The 24,967-nt window shown below is 62.7% G+C and carries 22 protein-coding genes and 2 pseudogenes; 8 read left to right on the top strand and 16 right to left on the bottom strand.

The annotated features are described in order from the left end of the window. Nucleotides 1-240 precede the first annotated feature (240 nt). From rpoD to CJU94_RS33190, 7 genes and pseudogenes are all read left to right on the top strand, one after another. The gene (gene rpoD, locus CJU94_RS33230) at nt 241-2,361 is read left to right on the top strand and encodes an RNA polymerase sigma factor RpoD (protein ID WP_095422936.1); all 2,121 of its coding nucleotides are present in this window, start codon (nt 241-243) and stop codon (nt 2,359-2,361) included. A gap of 79 nt (nt 2,362-2,440) precedes the next feature. Continuing rightward, the gene (gene fabZ, locus CJU94_RS33225) at nt 2,441-2,896 is read left to right on the top strand and encodes a 3-hydroxyacyl-ACP dehydratase FabZ (protein ID WP_095423387.1); all 456 of its coding nucleotides are present in this window, start codon (nt 2,441-2,443) and stop codon (nt 2,894-2,896) included. A gap of 140 nt (nt 2,897-3,036) precedes the next feature. Then, a complete protein-coding gene (locus CJU94_RS33220; protein ID WP_095422935.1) occupies nt 3,037-4,074 on the top strand; it encodes an isocitrate/isopropylmalate dehydrogenase family protein in 1,038 nt (345 codons plus the stop codon). Between the two features lie 544 nt (nt 4,075-4,618). Then, nucleotides 4,619-5,348: pseudogene (locus tag CJU94_RS33210) on the top strand (IS6 family transposase). 345 nt (nt 5,349-5,693) lie between these two features. Then, a pseudogene (locus tag CJU94_RS41950) lies at nt 5,694-6,122 on the top strand (phosphate signaling complex PhoU family protein); the annotation flags it as partial. Between the two features lie 320 nt (nt 6,123-6,442). Then, nucleotides 6,443-7,777, top strand: a complete 1,335-nt coding sequence (locus CJU94_RS33195) for an autotransporter strand-loop-strand O-heptosyltransferase (RefSeq protein ID WP_095422933.1) — start codon at nt 6,443-6,445, stop codon at nt 7,775-7,777. Between the two features lie 78 nt (nt 7,778-7,855). Then, nucleotides 7,856-11,836: an AIDA repeat-containing protein gene (locus tag CJU94_RS33190; protein WP_095422932.1), complete on the top strand. Its 3,981-nt coding sequence runs from the start codon at nt 7,856-7,858 to the stop codon at nt 11,834-11,836. Between the two features lie 177 nt (nt 11,837-12,013). On the opposite strand, the gene CJU94_RS33185 is transcribed toward CJU94_RS33190, so the two are convergent. Then, nucleotides 12,014-12,301 (bottom strand): hypothetical protein, encoded by a 288-nt coding sequence (locus CJU94_RS33185; RefSeq protein ID WP_208645436.1) that lies wholly within the window; start codon nt 12,299-12,301, stop codon nt 12,014-12,016. A 113-nt stretch (nt 12,302-12,414) separates the two neighbouring features. Here CJU94_RS33185 and CJU94_RS33180 point away from each other — a divergent pair, with 113 nt between their 5' ends. Continuing rightward, complete coding sequence (locus CJU94_RS33180) at nt 12,415-13,146, top strand: IS6 family transposase (RefSeq protein ID WP_095422931.1); 732 nt, start codon at nt 12,415-12,417, stop codon at nt 13,144-13,146. Between the two features lie 104 nt (nt 13,147-13,250). Here the strand turns inward: CJU94_RS33180 and CJU94_RS33175 are convergent, their stop codons facing one another. The 15 genes from CJU94_RS33175 to CJU94_RS33105 all read right to left on the bottom strand — a co-directional run bounded on the left by CJU94_RS33175 (nt 13,251) and on the right by CJU94_RS33105 (nt 24,957). Then, nucleotides 13,251-13,994 carry an IclR family transcriptional regulator gene (locus CJU94_RS33175; protein ID WP_095422930.1) on the bottom strand — a complete coding sequence of 248 codons (744 nt, stop codon included), beginning with the start codon at nt 13,992-13,994 and terminating at the stop codon, nt 13,251-13,253. A gap of 11 nt (nt 13,995-14,005) precedes the next feature. Beyond that, complete coding sequence (locus CJU94_RS33170; protein ID WP_095422929.1) at nt 14,006-14,485, bottom strand: hypothetical protein; 480 nt, start codon at nt 14,483-14,485, stop codon at nt 14,006-14,008. After that, on the bottom strand, nt 14,482-14,808 hold the full coding sequence (locus CJU94_RS33165; protein WP_095422928.1) for a (2Fe-2S) ferredoxin domain-containing protein: 327 nt from the start codon (nt 14,806-14,808) through the stop codon (nt 14,482-14,484). The genes CJU94_RS33170 and CJU94_RS33165 overlap by 4 nt, the downstream gene beginning before the upstream one ends. A gap of 10 nt (nt 14,809-14,818) precedes the next feature. Then, the gene (locus tag CJU94_RS33160) at nt 14,819-15,118 is read right to left on the bottom strand and encodes a ferredoxin family protein (RefSeq protein ID WP_007177263.1); all 300 of its coding nucleotides are present in this window, start codon (nt 15,116-15,118) and stop codon (nt 14,819-14,821) included. Beyond that, on the bottom strand, nt 15,115-16,425 hold the full coding sequence (locus CJU94_RS33155) for an FAD-dependent monooxygenase (protein WP_007177262.1): 1,311 nt from the start codon (nt 16,423-16,425) through the stop codon (nt 15,115-15,117). Before CJU94_RS33155 ends, CJU94_RS33160 begins: the two co-directional genes overlap by 4 nt. A gap of 11 nt (nt 16,426-16,436) precedes the next feature. Continuing rightward, complete coding sequence (locus CJU94_RS33150; RefSeq protein WP_095422927.1) at nt 16,437-17,540, bottom strand: electron transfer flavoprotein subunit alpha/FixB family protein; 1,104 nt, start codon at nt 17,538-17,540, stop codon at nt 16,437-16,439. Beyond that, complete coding sequence (locus CJU94_RS33145; RefSeq protein WP_011491852.1) at nt 17,537-18,385, bottom strand: electron transfer flavoprotein subunit beta/FixA family protein; 849 nt, start codon at nt 18,383-18,385, stop codon at nt 17,537-17,539. Before CJU94_RS33145 ends, CJU94_RS33150 begins: the two co-directional genes overlap by 4 nt. A gap of 16 nt (nt 18,386-18,401) precedes the next feature. Further along, nucleotides 18,402-18,740, bottom strand: coding sequence for a nitrogenase stabilizing/protective protein NifW (nifW, locus tag CJU94_RS33140; protein ID WP_095422926.1), 339 nt, complete (start codon nt 18,738-18,740; stop codon nt 18,402-18,404). A gap of 71 nt (nt 18,741-18,811) precedes the next feature. After that, nucleotides 18,812-19,948: a homocitrate synthase gene (gene nifV, locus CJU94_RS33135; RefSeq protein WP_095422925.1), complete on the bottom strand. Its 1,137-nt coding sequence runs from the start codon at nt 19,946-19,948 to the stop codon at nt 18,812-18,814. A 225-nt stretch (nt 19,949-20,173) separates the two neighbouring features. After that, nucleotides 20,174-20,506, bottom strand: coding sequence for a 2Fe-2S iron-sulfur cluster-binding protein (locus tag CJU94_RS33130; RefSeq protein ID WP_095422924.1), 333 nt, complete (start codon nt 20,504-20,506; stop codon nt 20,174-20,176). A gap of 57 nt (nt 20,507-20,563) precedes the next feature. Then, nucleotides 20,564-22,438, bottom strand: a complete 1,875-nt coding sequence (gene hscA / locus CJU94_RS33125) for a Fe-S protein assembly chaperone HscA (protein ID WP_095422923.1) — start codon at nt 22,436-22,438, stop codon at nt 20,564-20,566. A gap of 23 nt (nt 22,439-22,461) precedes the next feature. Beyond that, a complete protein-coding gene (gene iscA / locus CJU94_RS33120; RefSeq protein WP_095422922.1) occupies nt 22,462-22,785 on the bottom strand; it encodes an iron-sulfur cluster assembly protein IscA in 324 nt (107 codons plus the stop codon). A gap of 7 nt (nt 22,786-22,792) precedes the next feature. After that, nucleotides 22,793-23,167, bottom strand: coding sequence for an iron-sulfur cluster insertion protein ErpA (gene erpA, locus CJU94_RS33115; RefSeq protein WP_095422921.1), 375 nt, complete (start codon nt 23,165-23,167; stop codon nt 22,793-22,795). Between the two features lie 27 nt (nt 23,168-23,194). Then, on the bottom strand, nt 23,195-23,641 hold the full coding sequence (iscU, locus tag CJU94_RS33110) for a Fe-S cluster assembly scaffold IscU (protein WP_095422920.1): 447 nt from the start codon (nt 23,639-23,641) through the stop codon (nt 23,195-23,197). Between the two features lie 62 nt (nt 23,642-23,703). Beyond that, nucleotides 23,704-24,957, bottom strand: coding sequence for an IscS subfamily cysteine desulfurase (locus tag CJU94_RS33105; protein WP_095422919.1), 1,254 nt, complete (start codon nt 24,955-24,957; stop codon nt 23,704-23,706). Nucleotides 24,958-24,967 lie beyond the last annotated feature (10 nt).

Genomic DNA, 24,967 nt, shown 5'->3' with positions numbered 1-24,967 from the left:
CCGCTCGGCCGGCAATCATGTCACACGGCTAACCAGATTTGCAGATTATGATAATGATATTATCACGTCAGTCATTTCGGCCGCCACTGTGTGACGGGTCGTGGGCAAGGGACTTTGGCATCTGAGCGGAGCCAGTCGATCGGTTGCGCGGCGCGTGCCTTTGACATTGCATTCCCACCGAATATCGGCGGGGCACGGGCTGCGTGCTGATCCGAACGTGATACTCAAAGGAGCGACGGCGTGGCGAAGAGGGCGGTGAAAAGGCGGGCACTGGATGTGGCAGCGGAAGATCTCGACATGCAGGACGAACGCGTCCGCGTAACGGTTGCAGGTCAGACGCCTGCAATCACGACGCAACCGGCGAACGCCTCGGCGCAGGACGTGACGCCGCACACCGGGGTCCCGGACGGAACGGTCCCGACGCGGGCGGCGTCACGTCGCACGAAAGCGAGCACACTTGTGCATGCTGCGATCACCTCGATGCCGGATGAGTCCAGCGGAGAAACTGAAAGCGGCCGCGCAGACCTGAAAGCACTGATCAAGCTCGGAACCGAGCGTGGCTTCATCATTTGTGGGGAAATTAGCGATTGTCTGCCCGGGCGCCTCGCGCAACCGGATGCGATCGAGAACGTGATCAGGGCGTTCAGAGAAATGGGCATTGCCGTGTTCGAGCAGGCGCCGGAAGCTGAGTCGATGATCATGAGCGATTATCCGGCCGCGCTTGCGAGCGACGAGCAGATGGAGGAAGAGGCCGTAACGGCTATCTCGAGCGTGGACGCGGAGTTCGGCCGTACTACCGATCCCGTGCGCATGTACATGCGTGAAATGGGCGCCACGGAGCTGCTCACCCGTCAGGGCGAGATTGCCCTTGCGCGACGAATCGAAGAGGGCCGCAACGGCATGATCCGGGCCATATCTTCGTGTCCCGCAACGATAGCGGAGATCCTCACGATTGCGGACGGCGTCGCCTGCGGCGAAACGGCCATCGACGAGCTCGTCGACGGTCTGGTCGATCCGGATGAAACCGGGACGGACGATATGACCGAAGTGCAGGAAGACTCACTCGATTCGGCCCCTGTGTTCGACGACGATCTGGGCGGCGAAGACGATGACGACGCTGGAACCGAACCCGCCGATCAGTACATCCAGACGCTGAAACACGACGCGCTTGCGAAATTTGCGAAAGTGGCTGACTGGTTCGGGCAATTGCGGGATGCCTATGAAACGCAAGGCTACGGTTCCGCACGCTATTGCGCCGCACAGGCAGCGATCGAGGCTGAGCTGATGACGATCCGTTTCACCGCGCGCACGATCGAACGCTTGTGCGGGGCACTTCGGCTGTCAGCCGACGAAGTTCGAACGATCGAGCGCGAAATCGCGCGGATCGTAGTAGAGCGATGCGGCGTGCCGCGTGACACGTTTGTCGCGCATTTCCGCGGTAATGAAACCAACCCTGCGTGGGCGCGGCAGATCGTTGCGGCAGGGCAACCGTTCAGCGGGGTGCTGGAACGAAACCTCCCTGCGATCCAGCTGGAGCAGGAAAAACTGTTTGCCCTGCAGAAGCGGGTCGTGTTGCCGCTCGACGAGTTTCGCGAGGTCTGTCGCGCGCTGAGCGCAAGCGAGGCAAAAACGCTGCGCGCGAAAGGCGAAATGATCGAGGCGAATCTGCGGCTGGTGATCTCCATTGCCAAGCGCTACACGAATCGCGGACTGCTGTTTCTCGATCTGATCCAGGAAGGCAACATCGGGCTGATGCGCGCCGTGGACAAATTCGAGTACCGCCGCGGATATAAGTTCTCCACGTATGCGACCTGGTGGATCCGGCAGGCCGTTAGCCGGTCGATCGCGGATCAGGCTCGCACCATCCGCGTTCCCGTCCACATGATCGAGTCGCTCAACAAGCTCAAGCGGATTTCGCGCAAGATCCTGCAGGAGACGGGAAGTGAACCCGACGCCGCTGTACTTGCGCAGTTGATGGAAATGCAGGAGCAGAAGGTTCGGGCAATGCTGCGAATCGTCAAGGAGCCGGTTTCTCTCGACGCGTCCGTCGGGGAAAACGACGACACGTCGATAGGCGACCTGATCGAAGACTCCGCCGCGATTCTGCCCGACGACGCGGCGCTCCACGCCAGCATGCGGGACGCCATTGGCGAGGCGCTCATGACGCTGACGCCGCGCGAAGCGAAGATTTTGCGCCTGCGCTTCGGTATTGAGAGCGGCAGGGATCACACATTGGAGGAACTCGGAGAACAGTTTGAGTTGACGCGCGAGCGGATCCGTCAGATTGAAGTGAAGGCGCTGCGCAAGCTGCGGCATCCGGCCCGATCCGAGCGCCTGAAGTCGTTTCTGGATGAAGGCTAGACGGCACCGGCAGAATGACGAAACCGTGCGCCGGCAGTCAGACCCATCGCCGCACGGCCAATTCGTGATCAGAAATACCATGAGCACCGAAAAAAACAATCTCGACATCCACAGGATTCTCACGCTGCTGCCGCATCGCTATCCGATTCTGCTCGTAGATCGGGTGCTCGAACTCGAGCCGCATAAACGCATCAAGGCGCTGAAGAACGTATCGATCAACGAGCCGTACTTTATGGGTCATTTCCCGAGCCGTCCTGTGATGCCGGGTGTGCTGATCCTCGAAGCGCTCGCGCAGGCCGCGGCGCTGCTGACGTTCTCGGAAGAGCCGCACGATCCGGCCAGCGCGCAGTATCTTTTCGTGGGTATCGACAATGCGCGCTTCAAGCGGGTGGTCGAGCCGGGTGACCAACTCATACTGACGGTTTTGTTCCAGCGCCACATGCGCGGCATCTGGAAGTTCACGGCACTCGCTGAAGTGGAAGATGCGGTGGCAGCGCAAGCCACTCTTATGTGCACGGTCAGACACGCGGATTGACATTGCCTGATATATGCGCATTACGATAGTGACATACTGATTCTGGTCCATGTCCGGAACTCACTTCGTCGCATTAGTTGTGAACCACCATCATCGTCATTCCAGGCGGCCTGCCGCCATCTAGATCAGGAAGAAAAGTCATGGAAAGTTCGACGAGACAACAAATTCCCGCAACGCTGATTCCCGGCGACGGGATCGGGCCGGAAGTGGTTGACGCCACGGCCCACATTCTTGACGCCTTAGGGGCGCCATTCATTTGGGACGTGCAGCATGCCGGGGTCGCCGGGGTCACCCACAGTGGCGACCCTCTACCAGCCGCGACACTCGACAGTGTTCGCAGGACCAGGCTTGCCCTCAAAGGTCCGTTGACGACTCCGATCGGTGAGGGGTTCCGTTCTTCCAACGTTCGGCTTCGGGAAGAGTTTCAGCTTTTTGCCAACGTCAGGCCGGTGCGAACCATCGTGCCCGGTCGCTACGACAACATCGACCTCGTGCTCGTACGCGAGAACCTGGGTGGGTTCTATGTTGCACATGAGTACTATGTTCCTGTCGGCAATGACCCGAAAGCGGTTGCGGTCGCAACAGGAGTCAACACACGCGATGCCTGCACGCGAATCACCCGATTCGCTTTTGAATACGCCTTGAAGCATGGACGGAAAAAGATCACCGTTGTCCATAAGGCCAACATACTGAAGGCACTCACCGGATTGTTCCTGGAAGCCGCGAGAGACGTGGCGCGGGAGTACGCAGGGCGTGTGGAGATGAATGACATGATCGTCGACGCGTGTGCCATGCAACTGGTGATGAACCCATGGCAGTTCGATATGCTGCTGTGTACCAATCTGTTCGGCGATATTCTCTCGGATCAGTTAGCGGGTCTTGTTGGCGGACTCGGCATGGCTCCAGGGGCAAACTACGGCAATGACACTGCGATATTTGAAGCCGTGCATGGATCGGCGCCGGACATTGCTGGCAAGGGGGTGGCCAATCCCATATCCTTGCTCCTTGCGTCTGGCTTGATGCTCGACCATGTCGGCCAGGGTGATCTCGCCCAGCGATTGCGAGCTGCAATCACTGAAACACTGAACACGGACCAGATCCGCACGCGCGACCTGAAAGGGACTGCGTCGACGAACGAGTTCGCTGGTGCCGTGGTTCGTCGGATCGCGAACGCCTAGCCTACCGAACCGGTTGATTCGCACCGGATGGTGGATATAACGCATGCGCTTTTGTCGAGGTCTTTGGTGCTGGCGAACAGGTGCTCGTGCGCCGCATGAACTATCGGGTGCAGCTTGTCCCGGAAGCGCAGAAGTTTCCTGAAGACATAGAACGGTTCATCAGCTAAGCGGGCGCTCATTTCTCATCTGACAACGCCGGCAGATTCTGCGGTATTCGAAAGGACCGGGCTCGATTCAATCGAGCCCGGGAAGTAGATTGCATTGGTTTTAAAACGTGGTACTCCGGAAGATCGGCCGCGCCGACACTCACTTCTCTCGTTGTTAACCCGTCCGAGTGCGAAAAGGGCGCGACCTTTGAGCAAGATCGCTGGTGCGTTTAGAAATATTGCTATCGTGCGGATCATCACCACACACAATGAGGCAATCCCGACTGGGTCCGCCGTATTGTTGAAGACAATGCTGATCCTTGTGATGACGATAGATGGCAACAGAGCGGTTTTACAGGCTTTGTCACGTTGCCAAGGTGGTCGCGTAGAATCGGGAGATGAATAAATCCAGATCGCTCTATCATGGTCATCGCTTTCCGGCGGTGGTGATCAGTTGTGCCGTTCGCTGGTACTTTCGGTTTCAGTTGAGCTTGCGCGACATTGAAGAGTTGCTGTTCGAGCGCGGGATCGTGGTGAGTTACGAAACCGTGCGCCGCTGGTGCGATAAATTTGGCACAGGGTTCGCGCATCGCGTCAAGGCTGCCCGGCGCAAAGCGGGCAGTACCTGGCATCTCGATGAATTGTTCGTGATGCTGCGCGGTGAACATTATGTGCTGTGGCGAGCCGTCGACGAGCACGGCGCCGAACTCGATATCCTGCTGCAAAAGCGGCGCGACACGGCCGCAGCCGAACGATTCTTCAAGCGCATCCTTCGGTCTTGCCCGGTGCCGCGCAGGATCGTCACTGACCAGCTGCGCAGTTATCCGGCCGCGAAGTCCCGGATCCCCGAGCTGGCAAACGTCAAGCACGTGTTCGTCAAGGCTGCGGCCCGCGTGAACAATCGGGCCGAAAATAGCCATCAACCTACGCGTGAACGTGAGAGGCGCTTGCGCGGATTTCGCGACCCAAAGCGCACCCAGGCGTTTCTTTCGAGCTTCAGACCGATCCGGCAGCACTTCGCGCTCAAGCGACATTTGCTGCGCGCGTCTCTACCGCAAACAGCTCGCTCAACGCTTTGACGCGTGGCATCGTTTCACCGAGCTCGCCCGGAATCCGTCCGCCGTCTGAGCAAACACACGTCCCCAGCAGTTTTTACGCCGTCGCCCCGTCAACGTGACAGCGCCGTTTTTCGGCATGCTGCTGGAGGCTGCACAGCATGAGCGCCCGGATAGCGGCACGGTGTTGCAGCGCCGACTGCGCCTTTATCACAAGCTGACCGACCTTGTTGAATGGGCCGCTGGCAATAAGCTGATCGTGTTTGTCGATGAGGCGCAGCGGCTTAGCTCGGACACTACGAATGACTGCGGGACGTGCAGGACGAACTCGAACGTCGGGGCATGCGGATGTTCACATTCCTCGTCAGTCAACCTGGTATCCTGAACAGTAAGAGAGTTCGTTCCGGCAGAGCGTGGAGAGTCGCAGATTGCACTCGCTTTGGAGGCGATGGACACGTTCGATTTGCCGCTTGTTGAGCAGGTTCCCCGAAGGCGAACGTCGGCTCAATGCGATGGAAATGGATACGGACGAAGAGGTTTGCAACATTATCGCGCGTCGACAGCCCGCCGCGCGACCTGCGACTCCTGATGGCCGCGTCCTAGTGCATCACAAACCTTGAGCGTGCAGGTGACGAGGCCCGGAAAATTACGAAACGGGCGCGCCGCATTGCCCTGGAAACCAGCGCACGGGGCATCAGCATCTCCGAAATCAGGTTTCCGGCGAAATGGTCATACACATTCTTCGCCGAGCGCTGGATGCGTTTGCGCGGATGATGCCGGTGCAGCAGCACAGATTATTAAAGATGACGAGGCTATCGAAAATGAGTTTCGAGCCTTCGTGCGCCAGCCGGAGTGCTTGGCGTACGCATAAATCCGTTTCTTGAGGCCCCCCACATTCAACGCTCTATTACGTCAGCCTCATGACATTCGAAAAGAACTGGTTCGCATCTTAGAGAGGCGAAGCCGCATAATTCCCCCGGTTATGGGATTCGTCAAACGGGGGCAACGTCAAATCAATTGCTAACGGAGCGCGACTGCAAAGATTTGTCAAGACACCGTTAAACTGTTTTGATATATTCGGCGGGCGCTTAGCGTTGGCCTTTCAACGCGAATCACTCGATGATCTGAAAATCGATCCGCAACCGCAAACTCACATTACCAATAAAGATGATCAGAGACCTTGCCAACGTCGACGCGAGTTCACCGGGCTCGTCGATCTCGGCGGCGACAACCGTTGCGAACGCTACCGGACCTGACGCGTCTGAAAGCGGAGTGCTCGCCGTCGGCGACGCCGCAGAGCCGCGCAAAGCCACGTTCCGGGCAGCGGCGCCGTTACCCACGCAGGCAGCACCGCTTGGCGTGCGGTTCGATTTCAACGACGGCTGCCGGATCGTATTACCCAAGGCCTCGAAGACCACATGGCATGTCAGGCTCGCGGATTTTTCGACGGGCAATGTGCTTTTTGAAACCACGCTCGAAACGGGCGCCGTAGCGAGTAGTAAAAAATACTTCGTGCCATTTTCCATCGAAATCGAAGCGAACGGCACGCGTGTTTTCGAGCATCGTTTCGACGCAACAGATAAACCGGTGTTAATCGAGTTTCCCGTTGGCACACTCGGCGACATCATTGGCTGGTTTCCGTATGCGATGAAATTTCAGCGGCAGCATGGGTGCAAACTCACGTGCTCGATGGGGCCGCTGCTCATCCCGCTCTTTCGGGACTGTTACCCGGACATCGAATTCGTCACTCCAGAAGAGGTCAGGCCCGAGCACTATTACGCAAGCTATCGGATCGGCCTCTATTTCGACGATGAAACGAATGTTCATCAACCGACTGACTTCCAGCTCGTCGGGCTGCATCGCACCGCCGGCTATATCCTCGGCGTGGACCCTGTCGAAGAACCTCCACAGATCAGCTTACCCGATGGCGAGCGCCGTCCCGTCGCCGAAAAATACGTTTGCGTCGCCGTGCAAAGTTCGACGCAATGCAAGTACTGGAATCATCCGCCCGGATGGCGCGAACTCGTCGCGTTCCTGAAAGAGCATGGCTACCGCGTAATCTGTATCGATCAGAAGGCTACGCATGGCTCAGGGATGGTGTGGAATCACATTCCGCACGGCGCGGAGGATCACACGGGAGACCGGCCGCTCACCGAGCGCGCGCGATGGCTCAGGCACGCGGAATTTTTCGTCGGGCTGTCGAGCGGCCTGTCGTGGCTTGCCTGGGCAGTGGGCACGCCGGTCGTCATGATCAGCGGGTTCACGCATCCAACAAACGAGTTCGCGACGCCGTACCGCGTGATCAACTTCCACACCTGCAATAGCTGCTGGAACGACGTACGCGTGCGTTTCGATCACAAGGATTTCCTGTGGTGCCCGCGCCATGCCGGCACGCCGCGCCAGTTCGAATGTACGCGGCTCATTACGACAGAGCAGGTCAAGCAGGCGATCCGGCGAATACCGGCGTTCGCCGCACAGGCTGCTGGCGGTGCTGACCACTGAGTCGCAAATGCGCTCAACGAATGAACAGCTAAAACAAGCAAAGAACGAAACAAAAACAAGGAAACATCGGGGGTTGTAATGAAGCCGTTGACATATCGCCGCAAGTACGGCGTGCATCGTTTCGGGTACTCGAGCGCAAGGCTGTCGAAGCTGGCCTGGCGCCTCGTTCAATGGAGTCTCTATTCCGCCGGCGTCCTGGCCCCGTCTTTTGTCGCCGGCAACGCCAATGCCGGTGTGATCACCCTTTCTGCGGGACTGACGGAAGTAGGCGCGGAATTGTCATCCGGCGACACTATGTACGTGCAAAGCGGCGGGAGCGCGGTCGGCACGACTGTCCTCTCCGGCGGCGCACTTGCGGTCTCCAGCGGCGGGTCGGCCTCGGACACTGCCCCGACCTCGACTCATTACCCCTTCACGGTGAGCAGCGGGGGCGAACTCGCCGTGTCGGCGGGAGGGACCGCCGCCGGCGTCGCAATCAGCGCGGGCGGCATCCTCGTGACGAACACGTCGGCCACGCTATCCGGGACCAACTCTGCAGGATCGTTCTCGATCGCCGGCAATTCCGCGTTCAATTTGGTCCTGGATAGCGGGGGCAAGCTCGACGTGCTCCCAGGAGGGTCGACGACGTACACGTTTGTCAATAGTGGTGGGCAGCAGAACGTACTGTCCGGCGGAGTGGCGGACCAGTCGTACGTCAGATCGGGCGGAGTGGAAAATATCGCGAGCGGCGGCCTCGCTACCAACACTTTTGTCTACGACGGCGGCACGCAGAACGTTCTGAGCGGTGGTAGCGCAACCTTCTACACAGAGATCCTGGCGGGCGGAACGCAAAACGTGATGTCCGGCGGAAGCTCGTTGGGAACGGTGCTGTTCGGCGGCGCACAGAATGTGTACGGTGGAGCATCCGCGTCTTTGACGATCATTAGCGGCGGAACGCAGAACGTGCTGAGCGGCGCTCAAGCTACCGATACGCGCGTATCGTCCGGCGGCACCGTGGTCGTTTCGAGCGGCGGCTCGATTGCGGAGCTGACCGTGATGAGCGGTGGCACAGCGTCGATCTCGGCAGGCGGCGTGCTGATCGCCGAGACCTCGGACGAGATCGTCTCCGGCACGAATGCGTCCGGGACTTTTTCGATTCTGAACAATACAGCGCACTCGCTATTGCTCGAGAACGGCGGCAGTCTGAGCGTGCTCAACGGCGGTGTGTCCGTCGATACGCTAGTCAATAGCGGCGGTACCGAAACCGTATCGGCAGGCGGCAGCGCGGTAGGCACGCTCGTGACCTCTGCAGGCCGGCAACTGGTCTATGGACAGGCGCACGGCACGACCATCACCAATGCCGGATCCCAAGCGGTTTTCCTGGACGGTTATGCGAGCGGTAGTCTGGTCACTTCGGGCGGCTCCATGAGTGTCGCGAGCGGTGGAAGCGCCGCGCATCCGACGGTGCTCGGCGGAGCTAGTCTGTCTATCGCGCAGGGTGGCGCGCTGATAGCCAGTACCTCGGACACGATCGTGTCCGGCACCAACGCTTCCGGGGCGTTCTCCATCGCGAACAACACCGCGACGCATCTGTTGCTGGAGAATGGCGGAGTGCTTGCCGTGCTGAACGGTGCTTCGTCTATCGACAGCATCGTCGACAGCGGCGGTACCGAGCTGGTTTCGTCAGGTGGAGTGGCGAGCGGCACCACGCTTAACTCGAGCGGCACGCAGCGCGTGCTTGCGGGCGGCTCGGCTGTCGGCGCCACGGTCAACAGCGGCGGCACGCAGCAGGTCGCATCTGGCGGCACGGCGATCTCCACGGTCGTCAGTAGCGGCGGCGTGCAGGATGTGACTTCCGGCGCCAGGATCGTGAATGCGCATATTCTGTCGGGGGGCACGCAGAACGTCATCTCGGGCGGAATGGCCAGCGGTGTCACGATTTCCGCAGGCGGGGTGCAGTCGGTGACGTCGGGCACCACCAACGGTACACAGGTAAACCAGGATGGCACGCAACTGGTGGGCGCGGCAGGCATTGCGGTCGCAACGGTAGTCAACGGAGGCGCGCTCACCGTGTCCTCCGGCGGCGTAACGAGCGGTACGGTCGTGAATAGCGGGGGCGAAACACTATCGTCGGGCGGTACCGCATCGGGTACGACGATCAACAGCGGCGGCACGCAGTCTATTCTCGGGGGCGGCGTCGCTTATGCGGCCACCGTCAACAGCGGGGGCCTCCAATATGTCGATGGCGTGATCGAAGGCTACGCGTACAACACTACCGTCAACAGCGGCGGGACCCAGGAAGTGGCGTTCGGCGGCTATGCGTCGGGCACGCTGGTCCAACCGGGCGGCGTGCAGACCATCGATTCTGCTGGCTCGGCGGTCAACACCACGCTCAACGGCGGCACGCAGACCATCCTGTCCGGCGGCTCGGCGGTGGCCACACTGGTCGCGAATGGCGGCATCGAGAACATCCTTCCCGGCGGCTACGCAAGCGGCACGACGGTTTCCTCCGGCACGATTATCGTCGATGGCACCGCAGCCGGCTTGAGCGTTGGTAACGGCGCGACGGTGGCAGGCAGCGGCACGGTTGCGTCGGACCTGACGCTCACAAGCGGCAGTACGCTCGTCGCACGCAGGTTGGGTACAGGTCTCACTGTGAACGGCATGCTCACTTTTGGCAGCGGCTCTTTATATGCCGTGACTGTCAACGCCGCTGGCCTGAGCGGCGTCACCACGGTGGTCGGCAGCCTGGTGATCGGGGGCGGGAGCACGCTCGTAGTCACCGCAAGCGCTGGTTCGTATTCGGCCGGCACGGCATACAGGATCATCACCTACACGGGAACGCAAAGCGGTGCGTTCGCGGCGGTGAACGCGGACTTCGCGTACCTGACGCCATCAGTAAGTTATTCAGCGGGCGCGGTCACGATCACCCTGAATCCGTCGACAGACTTTACGACGCCAGCCTCCACGCCCGCAACGCCTGCCGGCTTCGCCATTGCTGCCACGACCCGCAATCAGACGAGCGTCGCTAACGCGCTGACTCGCATCTATAGCGGTCGCGGGAACGCGCTGACAACGGCACTCCTGAGCGCGTCGAAGAGCGAGGCGTCCAGTGCGCTCACGCAGATCTCCGGCGACGAAGCCGCGATCTTCCAGCAGGTCGCCCAACACCGCACGAATGCGACGCAGGACGTCGTCGCGCAGCGCCTCGCGGCCCCCGCGTCTGTTGCGACGCGCAATGATCTCTGGGCCAGCGGCAATTATCAGCGCACGCACGTGTCCGGCGACGACGGCATCGGCAGTAGCGCATACGAAGACCAGTCGGCGAATCTGACACTCGGCTACGACCAGGCAGTGACGCACACTGTGCGCGTTGGCGGCGCGCTCGCGATCAACGACGACACGGTGCAGTTTTCCAGCCGTGACGCGAATGCCCGGGTCGACGGCGCGCAGGCGTTGCTGTACGGCTCCTACATGCCGGCTGGCACAGCCTTGTATGTCAACGCCCTCGCGGGCGTTGGCTACTGGGACAACGCACTCAAACGTTCCGCGCACGTGGGCGCATTGTCGGGTTCGCCTGAAGCTTCGTTTCACACCGCGAGCGTGGCGATGTACGCGGAGACGGGGTTAGAGCTCCCGTCCGCGATCGGGACCTGGCAGCCGTATGCGGCGATGCGTGCCGGACATTACACCCAGCAGGGATTCAGTGAACACGGCGGTGGCGGGTTTGATCTGAACTACGCATCGACGAACAGCAATGCGCTATCGAGCGTGTTGGGGCTGCGCTTTCTGAATGGACTCGGCACGGTGTTCGGTCATCCTCTCGACTGGCAGACGGAACTGGCATGGGAGCACCGCTTTGGCAGCACTGTGCAGTCGGTGAGCGCGGCTTTCGCGGATGCGCCGTTGCAAAGTTATCAGGTGTTCGGCACGCCGTCGGATCGGGATGCGGGGCGCCTCGCCATTGGCGCGAACTGGCATGCCAATTCGAGCACTACTGTGTACGCGAAGCTGGGTGCGCAAGCCGGTTCGCATACAAGGAACTATGAAGTGACGGCCGGCGCGCAGTGGAAGTGGTGACGCGGAAACGGCGGGCGGAAGCGGTGCGCCCGCTTTAGTGATGATCGAGCGCGGTGAGGCTCATGCCTGCGTGCTGCCGCTCCGCGATCGCCAGCAGGTCGTGGCTCGGGGCTGATCACACGAGCGTTAGCCAGGCGTGTTCGAAACGAGAAACGCTGCGGGCCAGCCGCGACGCCATCAGGCGGTTGTTAGCCCTGATGGACGCGCCTTCGCCGTGCCGGTGCGCTGCCGCACGTTGATGGTCCCGCCGCCACGCGCGAGTTGCCCATTGCGACAACCCATCAGCGCTTCGGCGGGCATCAGGCGCATGGCCAGCAGCTTTTCGCGCAGCAGCGCAAGCGGGTGACGGCCGAGTGTCAGGCCAGTCGAGCGGTAGTTCGCAATCAGCTTCTGTCCTTCCGTTGGCCCCGTGAGAGCGGGCGCATCTTCCTCGCGCGCCATGGCGGCTTCCGGCGTGGTAAACATCACGCTTGCGGCGCTGCCACTAGAGTGCCGACTGCCAGACGATGAGCGATCCGGCCTCACTTCGCCAAACCTGCGGTGTCGGGTTGGTGGACAGACAACGGTAGAATGAAGCGATGAACAAGACGAAATCGCTTTATCACGGCCACCGCTTCCCTGCTGTTGTCATCAGCTGCGCCGTTCGCTGGTATTTCCGGTTCAATCTGAGCCTGCGCGACATTGAGGAGTTGTTGCTTGAGCGTGGCGTCGTGGTCACGTACGAGACGGTCCGCTGCTGGTGCGACAAGTTCGGCGCGGGATTCGCCAGGTGCGCGAAGTTGGTGCGACGGAAGTCGGGCAGCACCTGGCACCTTGACGAGATGTTCGTAACACTGCGCGGCGAGCCGTATCTGTTGTGGCGCGCGGTCGACGAGCATGGTGCCGAGGTCGACGTGCTGGTACAAAAGCGCCGTGATAAGGCCGCCGCGAAGCGCTTCTTCAGGCGGGTGTTGCGATCAAACCCGGTGCCGCGCAAGATCGTTACCGATCAACTGCGCAGTTATCCGGCGGCGAAGGCTGACATTCCTGAACTCGCTCAGGTAAAGCACGTCTTCGTCAAAGCGGCTGCTCGCGTGAACAACCGCGCCGAGAACAGCCACCAGCCAACCCGCAGGCGCGAACGCCAGATGTGCGGCTTTCGTGACGCGCGTCGCACGCAGGCGTTTCTCTCATGCTTGGGCCCGATCCGGCAGCACTTCGCGTTGCCCAGAAATCAGATGAACGCGGCATGTCATCGCGCCATACTAAAAGAACGCCTCGCCACATGGCATGAATGGGCTATCGCAACCGCAGTCGAACCAGTTATCTGATAAGGAAACCTACTCTTTATCCAGACACGTAGCCTACGCCCCTCAACTTGACAGTGCCCTCTTCCGTGATGCGACCGCGACATACATCGTACCGTCGCCTCCGATCAACCTGACAGAGCCGTGTGGACAGGTAGCATTCCGCCGAGCTGTTCGGTCAGCCTTCGCCCGGCATTCTTCACGATCTCGGCCCATACGGGCTCCAGTCTCTCGCGAGGCATGGTCAGCGTAATGACCCCGGCGAGTTGCCCGGACGCGCCAAATACGGGTGCGGCGATACCGGCTAGTTGCGGTTCGCGGTCTCCTGCCAGCGTGATGACTTGCTGGCGGCGAATCTGTTCACCGAGTGCCTCGTCCCCCTCGTGGCAGTGCGCCTGAAACACCCGGCCTCCTGCGCCGCGATCCAGCGGCAGGAGCTCGCCCGCGCGGATGTGATCTCTCACTGGCTGGGGCGAGTCTACGCGATACAGGCATAGCCGTTGCGTACCTTGCCGTACGTGAAACGCGGCGCTTTCACGGGTTGCGGCCACCAGCTCATGCAGTACGGACATCACCAACGACTCGCTGGAAGACGATTGCGCATAGACCGCATGCAGTCGTGCGACGCCAGACCCCAGCACGTAGCAGCCGTCGGCCCGGCGCACCACGAGATGCGCGTGTTCGAGCGACGCGAGCAGGCGCAGGACGGTGCTCTTGTACAGGCGGGTGCGTTCGGCGAGCGCACTCAATGACAGCGCGGGCGTGTCGTTGCCGAAGGCGGCCAGCAGGTTGAGCGCACGGTCGACTGCCGCCACGCCGCCGGCTGCCGGACTGTCGTCGGCCAACGATGCGATGGCGGGGCGTTTGGACATCGTGTTTCTCCTCAGGCGCAGCCTTGCAGCAACGCTTCCACTACGCCGAAGCCGAGGTGGTCCGCCGGATCGAGCCGCCGCAACTGGGCGATCAACTGTGCGGCTGCTTCGCGTTCGCCGCGCCGCAGGCCAATAAAGGCGAGCGCCTTCAGCGTGAAGAGCCAGAAACGGGCCGGACCGGGCGCGTCGAAGTTCGCGTCGCCGGCTTGTACCGTCTGCCAGTCCTCATTCAACCCGGCAGCATGTGCGGCGGCTTTCAGTCCGCGTCGGGCCGCGCGCTGTGCATGATCGAGTTCACCGCGCCCGGTGTGGAACTTGTAGAGCAGATAGTAGACGGCAAGGCTTTGCGGCGAGGTCAGTGTGACGCTCCACAGAACCGCGACGACCTGCTCGGGCGGCGCGCCGTGCAGGCCTTCGATGAGCCGCCGCACGGCGGGCGACACATCGCCGCCGAACAGCTCGGTCGATTCGACACCGGTCAGCAGGTTCACCAGACCTTCTCCGCCGCCATGAGGCGCTGCACCGGTTCACCGCCCTCCAGGTGGCGCGTGAAGATTTCCGGCACGTCGGCAACCGTCACGCCGCTGTAGAGCACCGCCTCCGGATAGACGAGTACGTTCACGCCCTGATCGCACGGGCCCAGACAGCCCGAATACGTGATCGCGACGATGTCGTACGCCTGGCGTTTCTGCTGTTCCGCCCAGAACGCCTGCAGCAGCGCGGCGGAGTTCCCGCCGCCTGCGCAGGAGCCGCGCGGATGCTGCGGCGGCCGGTTCTGGGTGCAGACAAACACATGTCGTTCGGGTCTGGCCATGACGTGTCCCTCAACCGAATTTGAACAGGATGCCGTGACCACCGCGCGGGTAGTCCCACTCGATGTTCTGGTGGTCGGTACAGAGAATGCGGCAGCTGCCGCATTCGAGGCAACCGTCGGTGATCAGCGTTACCGTGCCGTTGCCTTCGGCCTTGTAGCAGGACGCCGGGCAGACGAAGGTGCAACTCTTCGCGCTGCACTCGCTCAGGCACACGTCGGCGTCCTTGATGCGGATGTGCGGCCGCCCCGCATCCACGCGGTAACGGTTCTGGAACAGCTTTTCCTCTACGTTGACGGGTACGGTGCTCATCGGAAGGCCCTCAGGAGTTTGTAGGCGTCACCCACCATGCCGGCAAGCGAACGGGCTTTGCGGAAGCTCGAAAAGATTTCGCGCTCCTTGCTTTTCTTGTCCTTGCCGTCGACCGTGAGCATCGTGCGCGCGGCGCGTGCCACGAGGTCGGGGTAGGTCGTGAAGAACTGCGGATTCTGGTGCAGCACGGCCGGCATGTCGCGGTACTTGTGCAGGTCTTTCATCACGAAGCTCTGGTCGAGCGCGGTCTTGTAGGCCTTGAGCGTGGCCGCGCGATAGCCGAGCCCCGCGGCTTTCGCGTGGATTACCGTTTCAGCGGCGAGGCGCCCGGTGGTCATCGCGAGATTCGAGCCTTCGCGGTGCGCGGCGTTCACGAAACCACCCGAGTCGCCGACGATCATCCAGCCGTTGCCGTAGACCCGCGGGATGGCGTGAAAGCCGCCTTCCGGAATCAGATGTGCGCAATATTCCTTCATCTCGCCGCCCGCGATCAGCGGTGCGATCGACGGGTGCTGCTTCATCTTTTCGAGCAGCACGTAGGGGCTCGTGCGGTTGGGGTTCTTCTTGAAGTCTCCCAGCATGCAGCCCACGCCGATGGTAAGCGATTCCTTGTTGGTATAAAGAAAGCCGGTGCCCGTCATGCCGTCGGTGATCCTGCCGACCATTTCGATCACCACGCCGTCGTCCTCGCCGATGTTAAAGCGCTGGCGGATCGTCTCCTCGGGCATGAAGAGAATCTCCTTGACCGCGAGCGCGACGTTGCCGGCTTCGATCTCTCCATGAAAGCCCGCCTTGCGCGCGAGCGTCGAATTCACGCCGTCGGCGAGCACCACCACGTCCGCATACACGTCGCCGTGCTCGCGATCGCACTGCACGCCCACCACCTGATCGCCGTCCATGATGAGTTCCTTCACCGTGGTCTCGCAGATCAGCAAGGCGCCGGCTTCGCGCACTTTCGATGAAAACCACTTGTCGAACTGCGCGCGGATGATCGTGTAGCGGTTGTAGGGCGGCTTGTTGTATTCCTCGCTGCGCATATGCGTGCCGACGAACGAAGTGTCGTCGAGCATCCATATCCGCTGCTCGATGATGTGGCGCTCCAGCGGCGCGTCGTCGCGGAAGTCCGGGATGATTTCTTCGAGCGCCTTCGCGTACAGGATCGCGCCCTGCACGTTCTTGCTGCCGGGATATTCGCCGCGCTCGATCTGCAGCACTTTCAGGCCGGCCTTGGCCATCGTATAGGCGGCGGCGTTGCCGGACGGACCGGCGCCGACCACGATCGCATCGAACTGTGAAGGCTTCTTCATGGTGATTCTCCTCAGGCAGCCTGTTTGCGTCGCCGCGACAGATGCTCCGCAAAAGCCTGCGTCAGCGCGGGCAACACCTGCAGCGCGTTGCCGACAATGCCGTAGTGCGCGAAGTCGAAGATCGGCGCGTTCGGGTCGGTGTTGATCGCCACGATCACGTCCGCGCTTTCCATACCCACGCGGTGCTGGATCGCCCCGGAAATGCCGGCGGCAATGTAGAGCTTGGGCCGTACCGTCTTGCCGGTCTGTCCCACCTGGCGCTCGGCTTCCGCCCAGCCGGCCTGCACGCATGGCCGGGTCGCGCCGACTTCGCCGCCGAGCACGTTCGCCAGTTCGAACACCAGCCGGAAGTTCTCCGGGTTCTTCATGCCCTTGCCGCCGCTCACGATCACGTCGGCGTAAGGCAGGTTGATGCGGTTGCTGCTCGCGTCCGGGATAAAGTCGAGCAGCCTCGTGACGATGTCCGTCTCGATCATCCCCAGCGTTCCGTGGACGATGTTGCCGGTGCGCGCGGTGTCACGCGGCGGCATCTGCATCACGCGTGGGCGGACCGTCGCCATCTGCGGGCGGTACGCGAGCGTCATGATCGTGCACAGCAGCGAGCCGCCGAAGGTGGGGCGGGTTGCCGCCAGCGCGCGCGAGACGGGATCGATATTGAGTTCGGTGCAGTCGGCGGTCAGCCCGGTCAGGAGCGTGGTGGCGACGGAGCCGGCGAGGTCGCGGCCCGTCGACGTCGCGCCGAGCAGAAGGATCTCAGGCTGATGCCGGTTGACGAGATCGGTCAGCCCCTTGGTGAACGGCTCGTTGCGATAGCCGCGCAGGACCGGGTCGTGAACGATGTAAGCGTCGTCCGCGCCGTAAGTGAAGGCTTCCGCGGCAAACTGTTCGAGCGGCTCGTCCGCGCCGCCGAGCACGGCGACGCCCACGCGGCTGCCGAGCGTATCGGCCAGCTTGCGGGCTTCGCCGAGCAGTTCCCACGAGACGCTGTGCACCTGTCCGCGGTCGTGCTCGATGAAGACCCATACGCCTTTATAGGCCTTCAGATGCTCCGGCAGTTCGAGGTTGCGGCCCGCGCGGCCGGCGGGTTTCTTCGCGGGAGCGGCGGGTGTGTTCATGATCCCTCCTTCATCAGCAGGTCGGCTTCCAGGGTGGGATGGCGCGTGAAAATCTTCTGCAGCAGGTTCATCGACACATCGCGCAGACTGGAGGCGTCGAGATCGAGCAGCTCCGCTTTCTCGCTGCGCGGGGTCGGGCCGAACACCTTGCTGACTACCGTCGGCGAACCCTTCAGGCCGATCTTGCTGACGTCTTCGATGCCGGCCTGTTCACGGTTCCATTTGCGCACCGGATAGCCGGCCGCGTGAATCATCGCGGGCAGCGTCGCGAAGCGCAGTTCGTTGGTGTTCTCCAGCATCGTGATCAGGCACGGCAGCGCGGTCCTGAGCACCTGCACGCCGCCCTCGGCGCGCCGCTCGACGGTGATCGTGCGCGCGTCGAGATCCGTTTCGACAATGCGCGACACGTAGGTCAGCAGTTGTAGCCCGAGGCGTTTGGCGATGCCGGGACCGACCTGCGCGGTATCGCCGTCGATCGTCTGCTTGCCGGTGAACACGATGTCGACTGCCTGCTCCTTCGCGATCTGCTGGACGCCCGCGGCCAGCGCATACGAAGTGGCCAGCGTGTCCGCGCCCGCGAACGCGCGGTCGGTGACCAGCACGGCGTCGTCGGCGCCGAAGCTGATGCATTTGCGCAGCGCTTCCTCGGCCTGCGGCGGCCCCATGCACAGCATCGTGACCTTGCCGCCGAAGCGGTCCTTCAGCCGCAGCGCTTCTTCGAGTGAAAACAGGTCGTACGGGTTGACGATCGCCGGGACGCCCTGGCGCATGATCGTGTTGGTCACCGGATGAACTCGGATCTGCGCCGAGTCCGGAACCTGCTTGATGCAGACGACGATGTGCATGGTCTTGCTCCACCTGTCAGGCAACGGTGCGCGCGGGCAGCGACGCGCGCAGACTGTCGAGGGAAACGTGCTGCCGCCCGGCGGTGTCCTGGAACACCTTGAACACTTTTTCCTGGGCTGGCGTCGAGACGACGAAGTCGCCGTATGCCTTGAGAAGCAGCGCGTGATACGACGCGAACAGCGCGGCCTCGTCGCCTTCGGGCAGCACGTCCTGTTGCCGGATGTACTGGAAAAAGCGCTTCAGGATATGCAGCCGGCTCACGTTGACGACTTTCTGGTCGAACGGAATGCCGAAGAACTGCAGGAAGTCCTCGGCCGAGGATAGTGCCTTGAGTTGCTGGACAAAGCTTTGCATCGCGTTTACTCCTCGCGGGCGGATGGGGTTGGGCGGAACGCAGGCGGCGCGGTCTGCGCGGTTGGTGCCGCTCACGACAACTCTCCCACGGTGTCGCGCGCTTCGATCAGGAAGCGATACAGGTCGGCGGCGCTGGGCGCCTGCTTGTGATGGGTCGCATGGTGGCGGATACGCGTGAGCAGCAACGCGACAAGCGTGTCGCTGACCGGCAGGCCGAGCGCGTCATAAGCCTGGCGCACGCTTTGCGAACCCGAATGCTTGCCGAGCACGACCGAGCGCTCGCGGCCGAGTTCGGCGGGGTCGAAGCTCTCGTAAGTCGAGGCATTCTTGGCGAGCCCGTCTGTGTGGATGCCGGACTCGTGCGTGAAAACGCCGCCGCCAACAATGCTCTTGTTCAACGCGACCGGGCGTCCCGAAGCCCGTTCGACGAGACGCGAGATGCTCAATAACGCGGTCGTGTCGACGGCCGTATCGCGGCCCATGATATGACGCACGCCCATCACGATTTCCTCCAGCGCCGCATTGCCGGCCCGTTCGCCCAGACCGTTGACGGTCGTGTTGGCGTGGGTTGCACCTGCGCGCAGCGCGGCAAGGGTGTTCGCGGTCGCGAGTCCGAGATCGTTATGCGCGTGGATTTCGATTTCCAGATCCACCGCGTCGCGCAATCGCGCTATCGCTTCATAGGTCGAAAACGGATCGAGAACGCCGAGCGTGTCCGCAAAACGGATGCGCTGCGCGCCGCACTGTTGCGCGCGCCGCGCCACGTCGGCGAGGAAAGCCGGGTCCGCGCGCGAGGCATCCTCCGCGCCCAGCGAGACCTTGCGCCCGCTCCTGACAGCGGCGCCTATCACGCGATTGACCTGCGCCAATACCCATGAGCGGGGCTGGCGCAGCTTGTGTTGAAGATGGATGTCGGAAACGGGAATCGACAGGTGGATGATGTCGGGATTGCAGCGCAGGGCCGAGGCCAGGTCCGCATCCGTGAGGCGGCCCCAGACCATCAGATCGGCGTCGAGATTCAGCGCGACGATGGTCTGGATGCAATCGATTTCCTCGTCACCCATCGCAGGGATGCCGATTTCGAGTTCGGGCACGCCAGCGCGTGCGAGCGCCTCGGCAATCGCGCATTTTTCGGCAATCGTGAAGGCGACGCCGGCCGTCTGCTCGCCGTCGCGCAGCGTGGTGTCGTTGATGATCGGATTCGACATGAGAAGTTGTCCTTTTGACCTTTGATCTCACTGTTTGCAAGTGCTGTGCCATGCGCGGTTGCGTTGCATCGACGCCTGTAGCGGGCGCTTTCCGGCATTCGCGGGTGTCCGGATGAAGCGGTCCCAACGAAGGCCTGTCGCGAATGTCCTGTTTCGGACAGCCAGGTGTAGTGATGAATGCAGCGTTGCGGAAAGCAGTTGCGATGTGCGATACGACGTGCGTGGTCAGCCGCGCGCGAGGTTGCGTGTGTGTGCCGGCAGTTCGATCGTTAGGTCGGCGTCGCGCAGCTTCACGCAGCATGCGAGACGCGATTGCGGGTCAAGGCCCCACGCATGGTCGAGCTGGTCGCTCTCTTCGTCGTCGGGAGGCGCCAGCGACGCACCGCCCTCGCGCACGTACACATGACAGGTGGCGCATGCAGCGACCATCTCGCAAGCGTGCTCGATCGCGACGCCGGACGCGAGCAGGCTCTCGCACAGCGAAGTGCCGCGCCGCGCGTCGAGGTCGTGTCCGTGCGGACAGAGATCGGGGTGGGGGAGAATACGGATGCGCGGCATGAGGTGGGGCTCCCGGCTCGGGCGAGGTCACACAAGGTCAAATGAGGTAAGGCGAGTTCAGACGAGGGTATCGAGGTTACGTCCGGCGAGCGCATTGCGGATCGACGCGTTCATGCGCCGCGCAGCGAAGGCTTCGGTCGCGCCCGCGAGATCCGTCGACGCAGCCTTGAGCAGATCGGCAGACGCATCGGTCTCCAGCGCCTCGCCCACCTGGAACATTGCGCGCCGCACGGCTGCCAGCTCGTCGGCGGACAGGAGCGCGGCGTCGCTGTCCAGCGCCGCTTCGGTTGCATCGAGCAGACGGCGTGCGTCGATTTGCGCCTCGCGCAACGTGCGCAACTGCATATCGGGCAGCGACGCGTCGATGGCCTGTTGCAGCATCGCCGCGATCTCGACATCGGTCAGTCCGTAGGACGGCTTGACCTCGACGTGCGTTTCGACGCCGGTGGTCTGCTCGCGCGCGGTGACCGCGAGCAGGCCGTCCGTGTCGATCTGAAAACTCACGCGCACGCGCGCCGCACCGGCAACCGCCGGCGGGATGCCGCGCAACTCCAGGCGGGCGAGCGAACGGCAATCCGCCACGCTCTCGCGTTCGCCCTGCACGATATGCAACGACATGGCCGTCTGGCCGTCCTTGAAGGTGGTGAATTCCTGGGCGCGCGCGGTCGGCAGCGTGGAATTGCGCGGGATGATTTTCTCGACCAACCCGCCCATCGTTTCGATGCCGAGCGACAGAGGGCAGACGTCCAGCAGCAGCCAGCCGTCGCCATTGCGGTTGCCGGCCAGCACATCGGCCTGGATCGCCGCGCCGAGCGCGACCACCTGATCCGGATCGATATCGGCAAGCGGTTCGCGACCGAAAAATTCCTGCACGGCGTCCCGTACCAGCGGCATCCTGGTCGAACCGCCGACCAGCACCACGCCGTCGATATCGCCGGTGCCGAGCTTCGCGTCGCGCAACGCGCGCCGCGTGGCGGCGAGAGTTCGTGCGACGAGCGCGGCGCCCAGTTCCGCGAATTGCGCGCGCGACAGCGCCGCCTGCCAGATGCTGCGGTCGGTGTGCGCAAGCGCGATCACCGCGGACCCGGCGTGCGATAACGTCTCTTTCGCCACGCGGGCGGCCATCATCAGCCTGCGCTGTGCGGATGGCGCCAGCATGGCGAGGCCTTCGACACCGTGCCGGTTGCAGAACCACTGCGCAATCGCGCGATCGAAGTCGTCGCCGCCCAGGGCCGAGTCGCCGCCGGTGGCCAGCACTTCGAACACGCCTTTAGACAGCCGCAGGATCGAGATATCGAAAGTGCCGCCGCCCAGGTCGTAGATCGCGAAGACGCCTTCGGCAGCGCGGTCGAGGCCGTACGCGATCGCGGCTGCCGTCGGTTCGTTGAGCAACCGCAGCACCGTCAGCCCGGCGAGGTGCGCCGCGTCCCTCGTTGCCTGGCGCTGCGCGTCGTCGAAATAGGCGGGCACCGTGATGACAACCCCCGCCAGTTCGCCGCCGAGGGATGCCTCGGCGCGCACGCGCAAGGTCCGCAGAATGTCGGCCGAAACCTGCACGGGCGAGCGCTCGCCAGCGTCGGTAGCGAGTCCGACCATGCCTGTCTGGTCGATGAAGCGGTAGGGCAGCGAGGCGGCTTCCGGCAGATCGGCAAGGCGCCGTCCCATGAAGCGCTTGACCGACACGATCGTGTTGAGCGGATCCTCGGCCTGGCGCAACTGAGCCGGGTGGCCGACCTCCGGCTCGGCGGCGCGCGTATAACGCACGACCGACGGCAGCAGGCAGGCGCCGTCCTCGTCGGGTAATGCCCGGGCCACCGCGCTCTGCACCGTGGCAACCAGTGAGTTCGTGGTGCCGAGGTCGATTCCCGCCGCCAGCCGGTGCTGGTGCGGAGCGGCGCTTTGGCCGGGTTCGGCGATCTGCAGGAGGGCCATGTGCGCGTCCTTGAGTGGGTGTGTCAGACCGCGAAGCTTTCGCCGCAACCGCAGTTCGCCCTGGCATTCGGATTGTGAAATCTGAAGCCTTCGTTCAGTCCTTCACGCACGAAGTCGAGCTCCGTGCCGTCGAGCATGGTCAGGCTGCGCGGATCGACGACCACGGTCACGCCGTGCGCTTCGAAGCGCTGATCTTCGTCGTTGGCGGTATCGACGAATTCCAGCGCGTACGCGAAGCCCGAGCAGCCGCTCGTCCTGACCGCGACGCGCAGTCCTATGCCGCTGCCGCGTTTGCGCAGCGATTTCTCGACATGCCTCGCGGCGGCGGGCGTCAGTGAGATTGCCATGATTGCCTCACACGGAAAACGAACTGCCGCAACCGCAGGTGCTCTGCGCATTGGGGTTGTGAATCACGAAGCGCGAACCTTCGAGGCCGTCTTCATAATCGACGCGCGCGCCGGGCAGGTATTGCAGGCTCATCGAATCGACCAGCAAGGTGACGCCGTCGGTGACGGTCTGCATGTCGTCGTCCGCCACCTGGTCGTCGAACGCGAAGCCGTACTGGAAACCCGAGCAGCCGCCGCCGGACACGTACAGCCGCAGCTTCAGGTTGGGGTTGCCTTCTTCCTCGATCAGCGAGGCCACTTTCGCGGCGGCTTGAGGTGTGAATTCGAGCAGGACGGGTAGGGCGCTGGAAGTGGCGGCGGCCGGTTGGGCGAGCGTTTCCATGGTGGTTCCTCTCAGGCTTGAATGGACTCAGTTCGGATTGGACGAGCAGACCGGTTGGTCGGCGAGTTGCAGGCTGTCGGCGGCAGTGTCCCGATTCGCCTGGCGTGAACGGAAGTCGGCCACGGCGGCCTTGATCGCGTCTTCGGCGAGAATCGAGCAGTGGATCTTGACCGGCGGCAGCGCCAGTTCCTCGGCGATCTGCGTGTTCCTGATCGCGAGCGCTTCGTCGAGCGTGCGGCCGCGCACCCATTCGGTGACGAGCGAACTGGAGGCGATCGCCGAGCCGCAGCCGTAGGTCTTGAACTTCGCATCTTCGATAACGCCTTCGCGGTTGACGCGAATCTGCAGCCGCATCACGTCGCCGCATGCCGGCGCGCCGACCATGCCGGTGCCGACGTTCGCGGCGTCCGGATCGAATGCGCCGACGTTGCGGGGGTTCTCGTAGTGATCGATGACCTTGTCGCTGTATGCCATGAGGTGCTCCGCAAAGGTGGTTGAATGCTCGCGTATCCGGGGGTTCGGCTGGAACGGGTATGTCAATGCTCTGCCCACTGGATCGTCTGCAGATCGACGCCGGCCTGCACCATGTCCCAGAGCGGGCTCATCGCGCGCAGCCGGGAGACGACCTGGGTGATCAGATCGATCGTGAAATCGATCTCGTCGGCCGTGGTGAAGCGGCCAATCGAAAAGCGGATCGAACTGTGCGCGAGTTCGTCGTTGCGGCCCATTGCCCGCAGCACGTAACTGGGTTCGAGACTCGCGGACGTGCAGGCCGAGCCCGATGAAACTGCAACTTCCTTGATCCCCATCAACAACGATTCGCCTTCGACGTAGTTGAAGCTCGCGTTGAGATAGTGAGGCGCGCGGCGCCCGGCATCGCCATTGAGTTCCACGGCATCGATCTTTTGCAGGCCGCTCCACAGCCGCTCGCGCAGCGTCTGGATGCGCGTGTTTTCGGACGCCATGTTCTCGCGCGCGAGCCAGAACGCCTCGCCCATGCCGACGATCTGATGCGTGGGCAAGGTCCCGGAGCGCATGCCGCGTTCATGGCCGCCACCGTGCATCTGCGACGCGATCCGCACGCGCGGCCGGCGTCCCACGTACAGCGCGCCGATACCTTTGGGGCCGTATATCTTGTGAGCCGAGAACGACATCAGATCGACCGGCAACGCGGCGAGATCGATCGACACTTTGCCGGCGGCCTGGGCGGCGTCCACGTGCAGCAGGACGCCCCGCTCACGGCAGAGCGTGCCGAGCGCGGCGATGTCCTGAATTACGCCGGTCTCGTTGTTGACGAGCATGACCGAAGCCAGCACGGTGCCGGGCGTGAGCGCCGCGGCGAACACGGCGAGGTCGACGAGGCCGCTTTCCTGCACCGGCAGCACCGTGACCTCGAAGCCTTCGCGCTCGAGTTCGCGCATCGAGTCGAGCACCGACTTGTGCTCGGTCGCGAGCGTCACCAGGTGATTGCCTTTGCCGCGATGAAAGTGCGCGGCGCCCTTGATCGCAAGATTGTTCGATTCGGTCGCGCCCGAGGTCCAGACAATCTCGCGCGGGTCCGCGTTGACGAGCGAGCTGACCTGCTCGCGAGCCAGTTCGACCGCTTCCTCGGCGACCCAGCCATAAGCGTGCGAACGGCTGGCGGGATTGCCGTACATCTCGGTCAGATACGGCAGCATGCGTCTGACCACGCGCGGATCGACCGGCGTGGTGGCGGCATGATCCAGGTACACGGGGTTGGCGCCTCGCAGACGGGGACCGGTACTGACTACGCGTTGGAGATCCGGCATCGCAGGCTCC

It is taken from the genome of Paraburkholderia aromaticivorans (assembly GCF_002278075.1).
Classification (GTDB): domain Bacteria; phylum Pseudomonadota; class Gammaproteobacteria; order Burkholderiales; family Burkholderiaceae; genus Paraburkholderia; species Paraburkholderia aromaticivorans.
The sequence above is the reverse complement of the archived record's forward strand: the minus strand, read 5'-3'. Positions and strand labels throughout refer to the sequence as shown.

What these genes read in the sequence shown, in the direction of transcription:
- CJU94_RS33190 (WP_095422932.1), top strand. Translation starts at nt 7,856, where the DNA reads ATGAAGCCGTTGACATATCGCCGCAAGTACGGCGTGCATCGTTTCGGG.
- fabZ (WP_095423387.1), top strand. Translation starts at nt 2,441, where the DNA reads ATGAGCACCGAAAAAAACAATCTCGACATCCACAGGATTCTCACGCTG.
- CJU94_RS33155 (WP_007177262.1), bottom strand. Translation starts at nt 16,425, where the DNA reads ATGAAGAAGCCTTCACAGTTCGATGCGATCGTGGTCGGCGCCGGTCCG.
- erpA (WP_095422921.1), bottom strand. Translation starts at nt 23,167, where the DNA reads ATGGAAACGCTCGCCCAACCGGCCGCCGCCACTTCCAGCGCCCTACCC.
- CJU94_RS33195 (WP_095422933.1), top strand. Translation starts at nt 6,443, where the DNA reads ATGATCAGAGACCTTGCCAACGTCGACGCGAGTTCACCGGGCTCGTCG.
- iscA (WP_095422922.1), bottom strand. Translation starts at nt 22,785, where the DNA reads ATGGCAATCTCACTGACGCCCGCCGCCGCGAGGCATGTCGAGAAATCG.
- nifV (WP_095422925.1), bottom strand. Translation starts at nt 19,948, where the DNA reads ATGTCGAATCCGATCATCAACGACACCACGCTGCGCGACGGCGAGCAG.
- CJU94_RS33150 (WP_095422927.1), bottom strand. Translation starts at nt 17,540, where the DNA reads ATGAACACACCCGCCGCTCCCGCGAAGAAACCCGCCGGCCGCGCGGGC.
- iscU (WP_095422920.1), bottom strand. Translation starts at nt 23,641, where the DNA reads ATGGCATACAGCGACAAGGTCATCGATCACTACGAGAACCCCCGCAAC.
- hscA (WP_095422923.1), bottom strand. Translation starts at nt 22,438, where the DNA reads ATGGCCCTCCTGCAGATCGCCGAACCCGGCCAAAGCGCCGCTCCGCAC.
- CJU94_RS33165 (WP_095422928.1), bottom strand. Translation starts at nt 14,808, where the DNA reads ATGGCCAGACCCGAACGACATGTGTTTGTCTGCACCCAGAACCGGCCG.
- CJU94_RS33130 (WP_095422924.1), bottom strand. Translation starts at nt 20,506, where the DNA reads ATGCCGCGCATCCGTATTCTCCCCCACCCCGATCTCTGTCCGCACGGA.
- nifW (WP_095422926.1), bottom strand. Translation starts at nt 18,740, where the DNA reads ATGCAAAGCTTTGTCCAGCAACTCAAGGCACTATCCTCGGCCGAGGAC.
- CJU94_RS33175 (WP_095422930.1), bottom strand. Translation starts at nt 13,994, where the DNA reads ATGTCCAAACGCCCCGCCATCGCATCGTTGGCCGACGACAGTCCGGCA.
- CJU94_RS33185 (WP_208645436.1), bottom strand. Translation starts at nt 12,301, where the DNA reads ATGTTTACCACGCCGGAAGCCGCCATGGCGCGCGAGGAAGATGCGCCC.
- CJU94_RS33220 (WP_095422935.1), top strand. Translation starts at nt 3,037, where the DNA reads ATGGAAAGTTCGACGAGACAACAAATTCCCGCAACGCTGATTCCCGGC.
- CJU94_RS33180 (WP_095422931.1), top strand. Translation starts at nt 12,415, where the DNA reads ATGAACAAGACGAAATCGCTTTATCACGGCCACCGCTTCCCTGCTGTT.
- CJU94_RS33145 (WP_011491852.1), bottom strand. Translation starts at nt 18,385, where the DNA reads ATGCACATCGTCGTCTGCATCAAGCAGGTTCCGGACTCGGCGCAGATC.
- CJU94_RS33160 (WP_007177263.1), bottom strand. Translation starts at nt 15,118, where the DNA reads ATGAGCACCGTACCCGTCAACGTAGAGGAAAAGCTGTTCCAGAACCGT.
- CJU94_RS33105 (WP_095422919.1), bottom strand. Translation starts at nt 24,957, where the DNA reads ATGCCGGATCTCCAACGCGTAGTCAGTACCGGTCCCCGTCTGCGAGGC.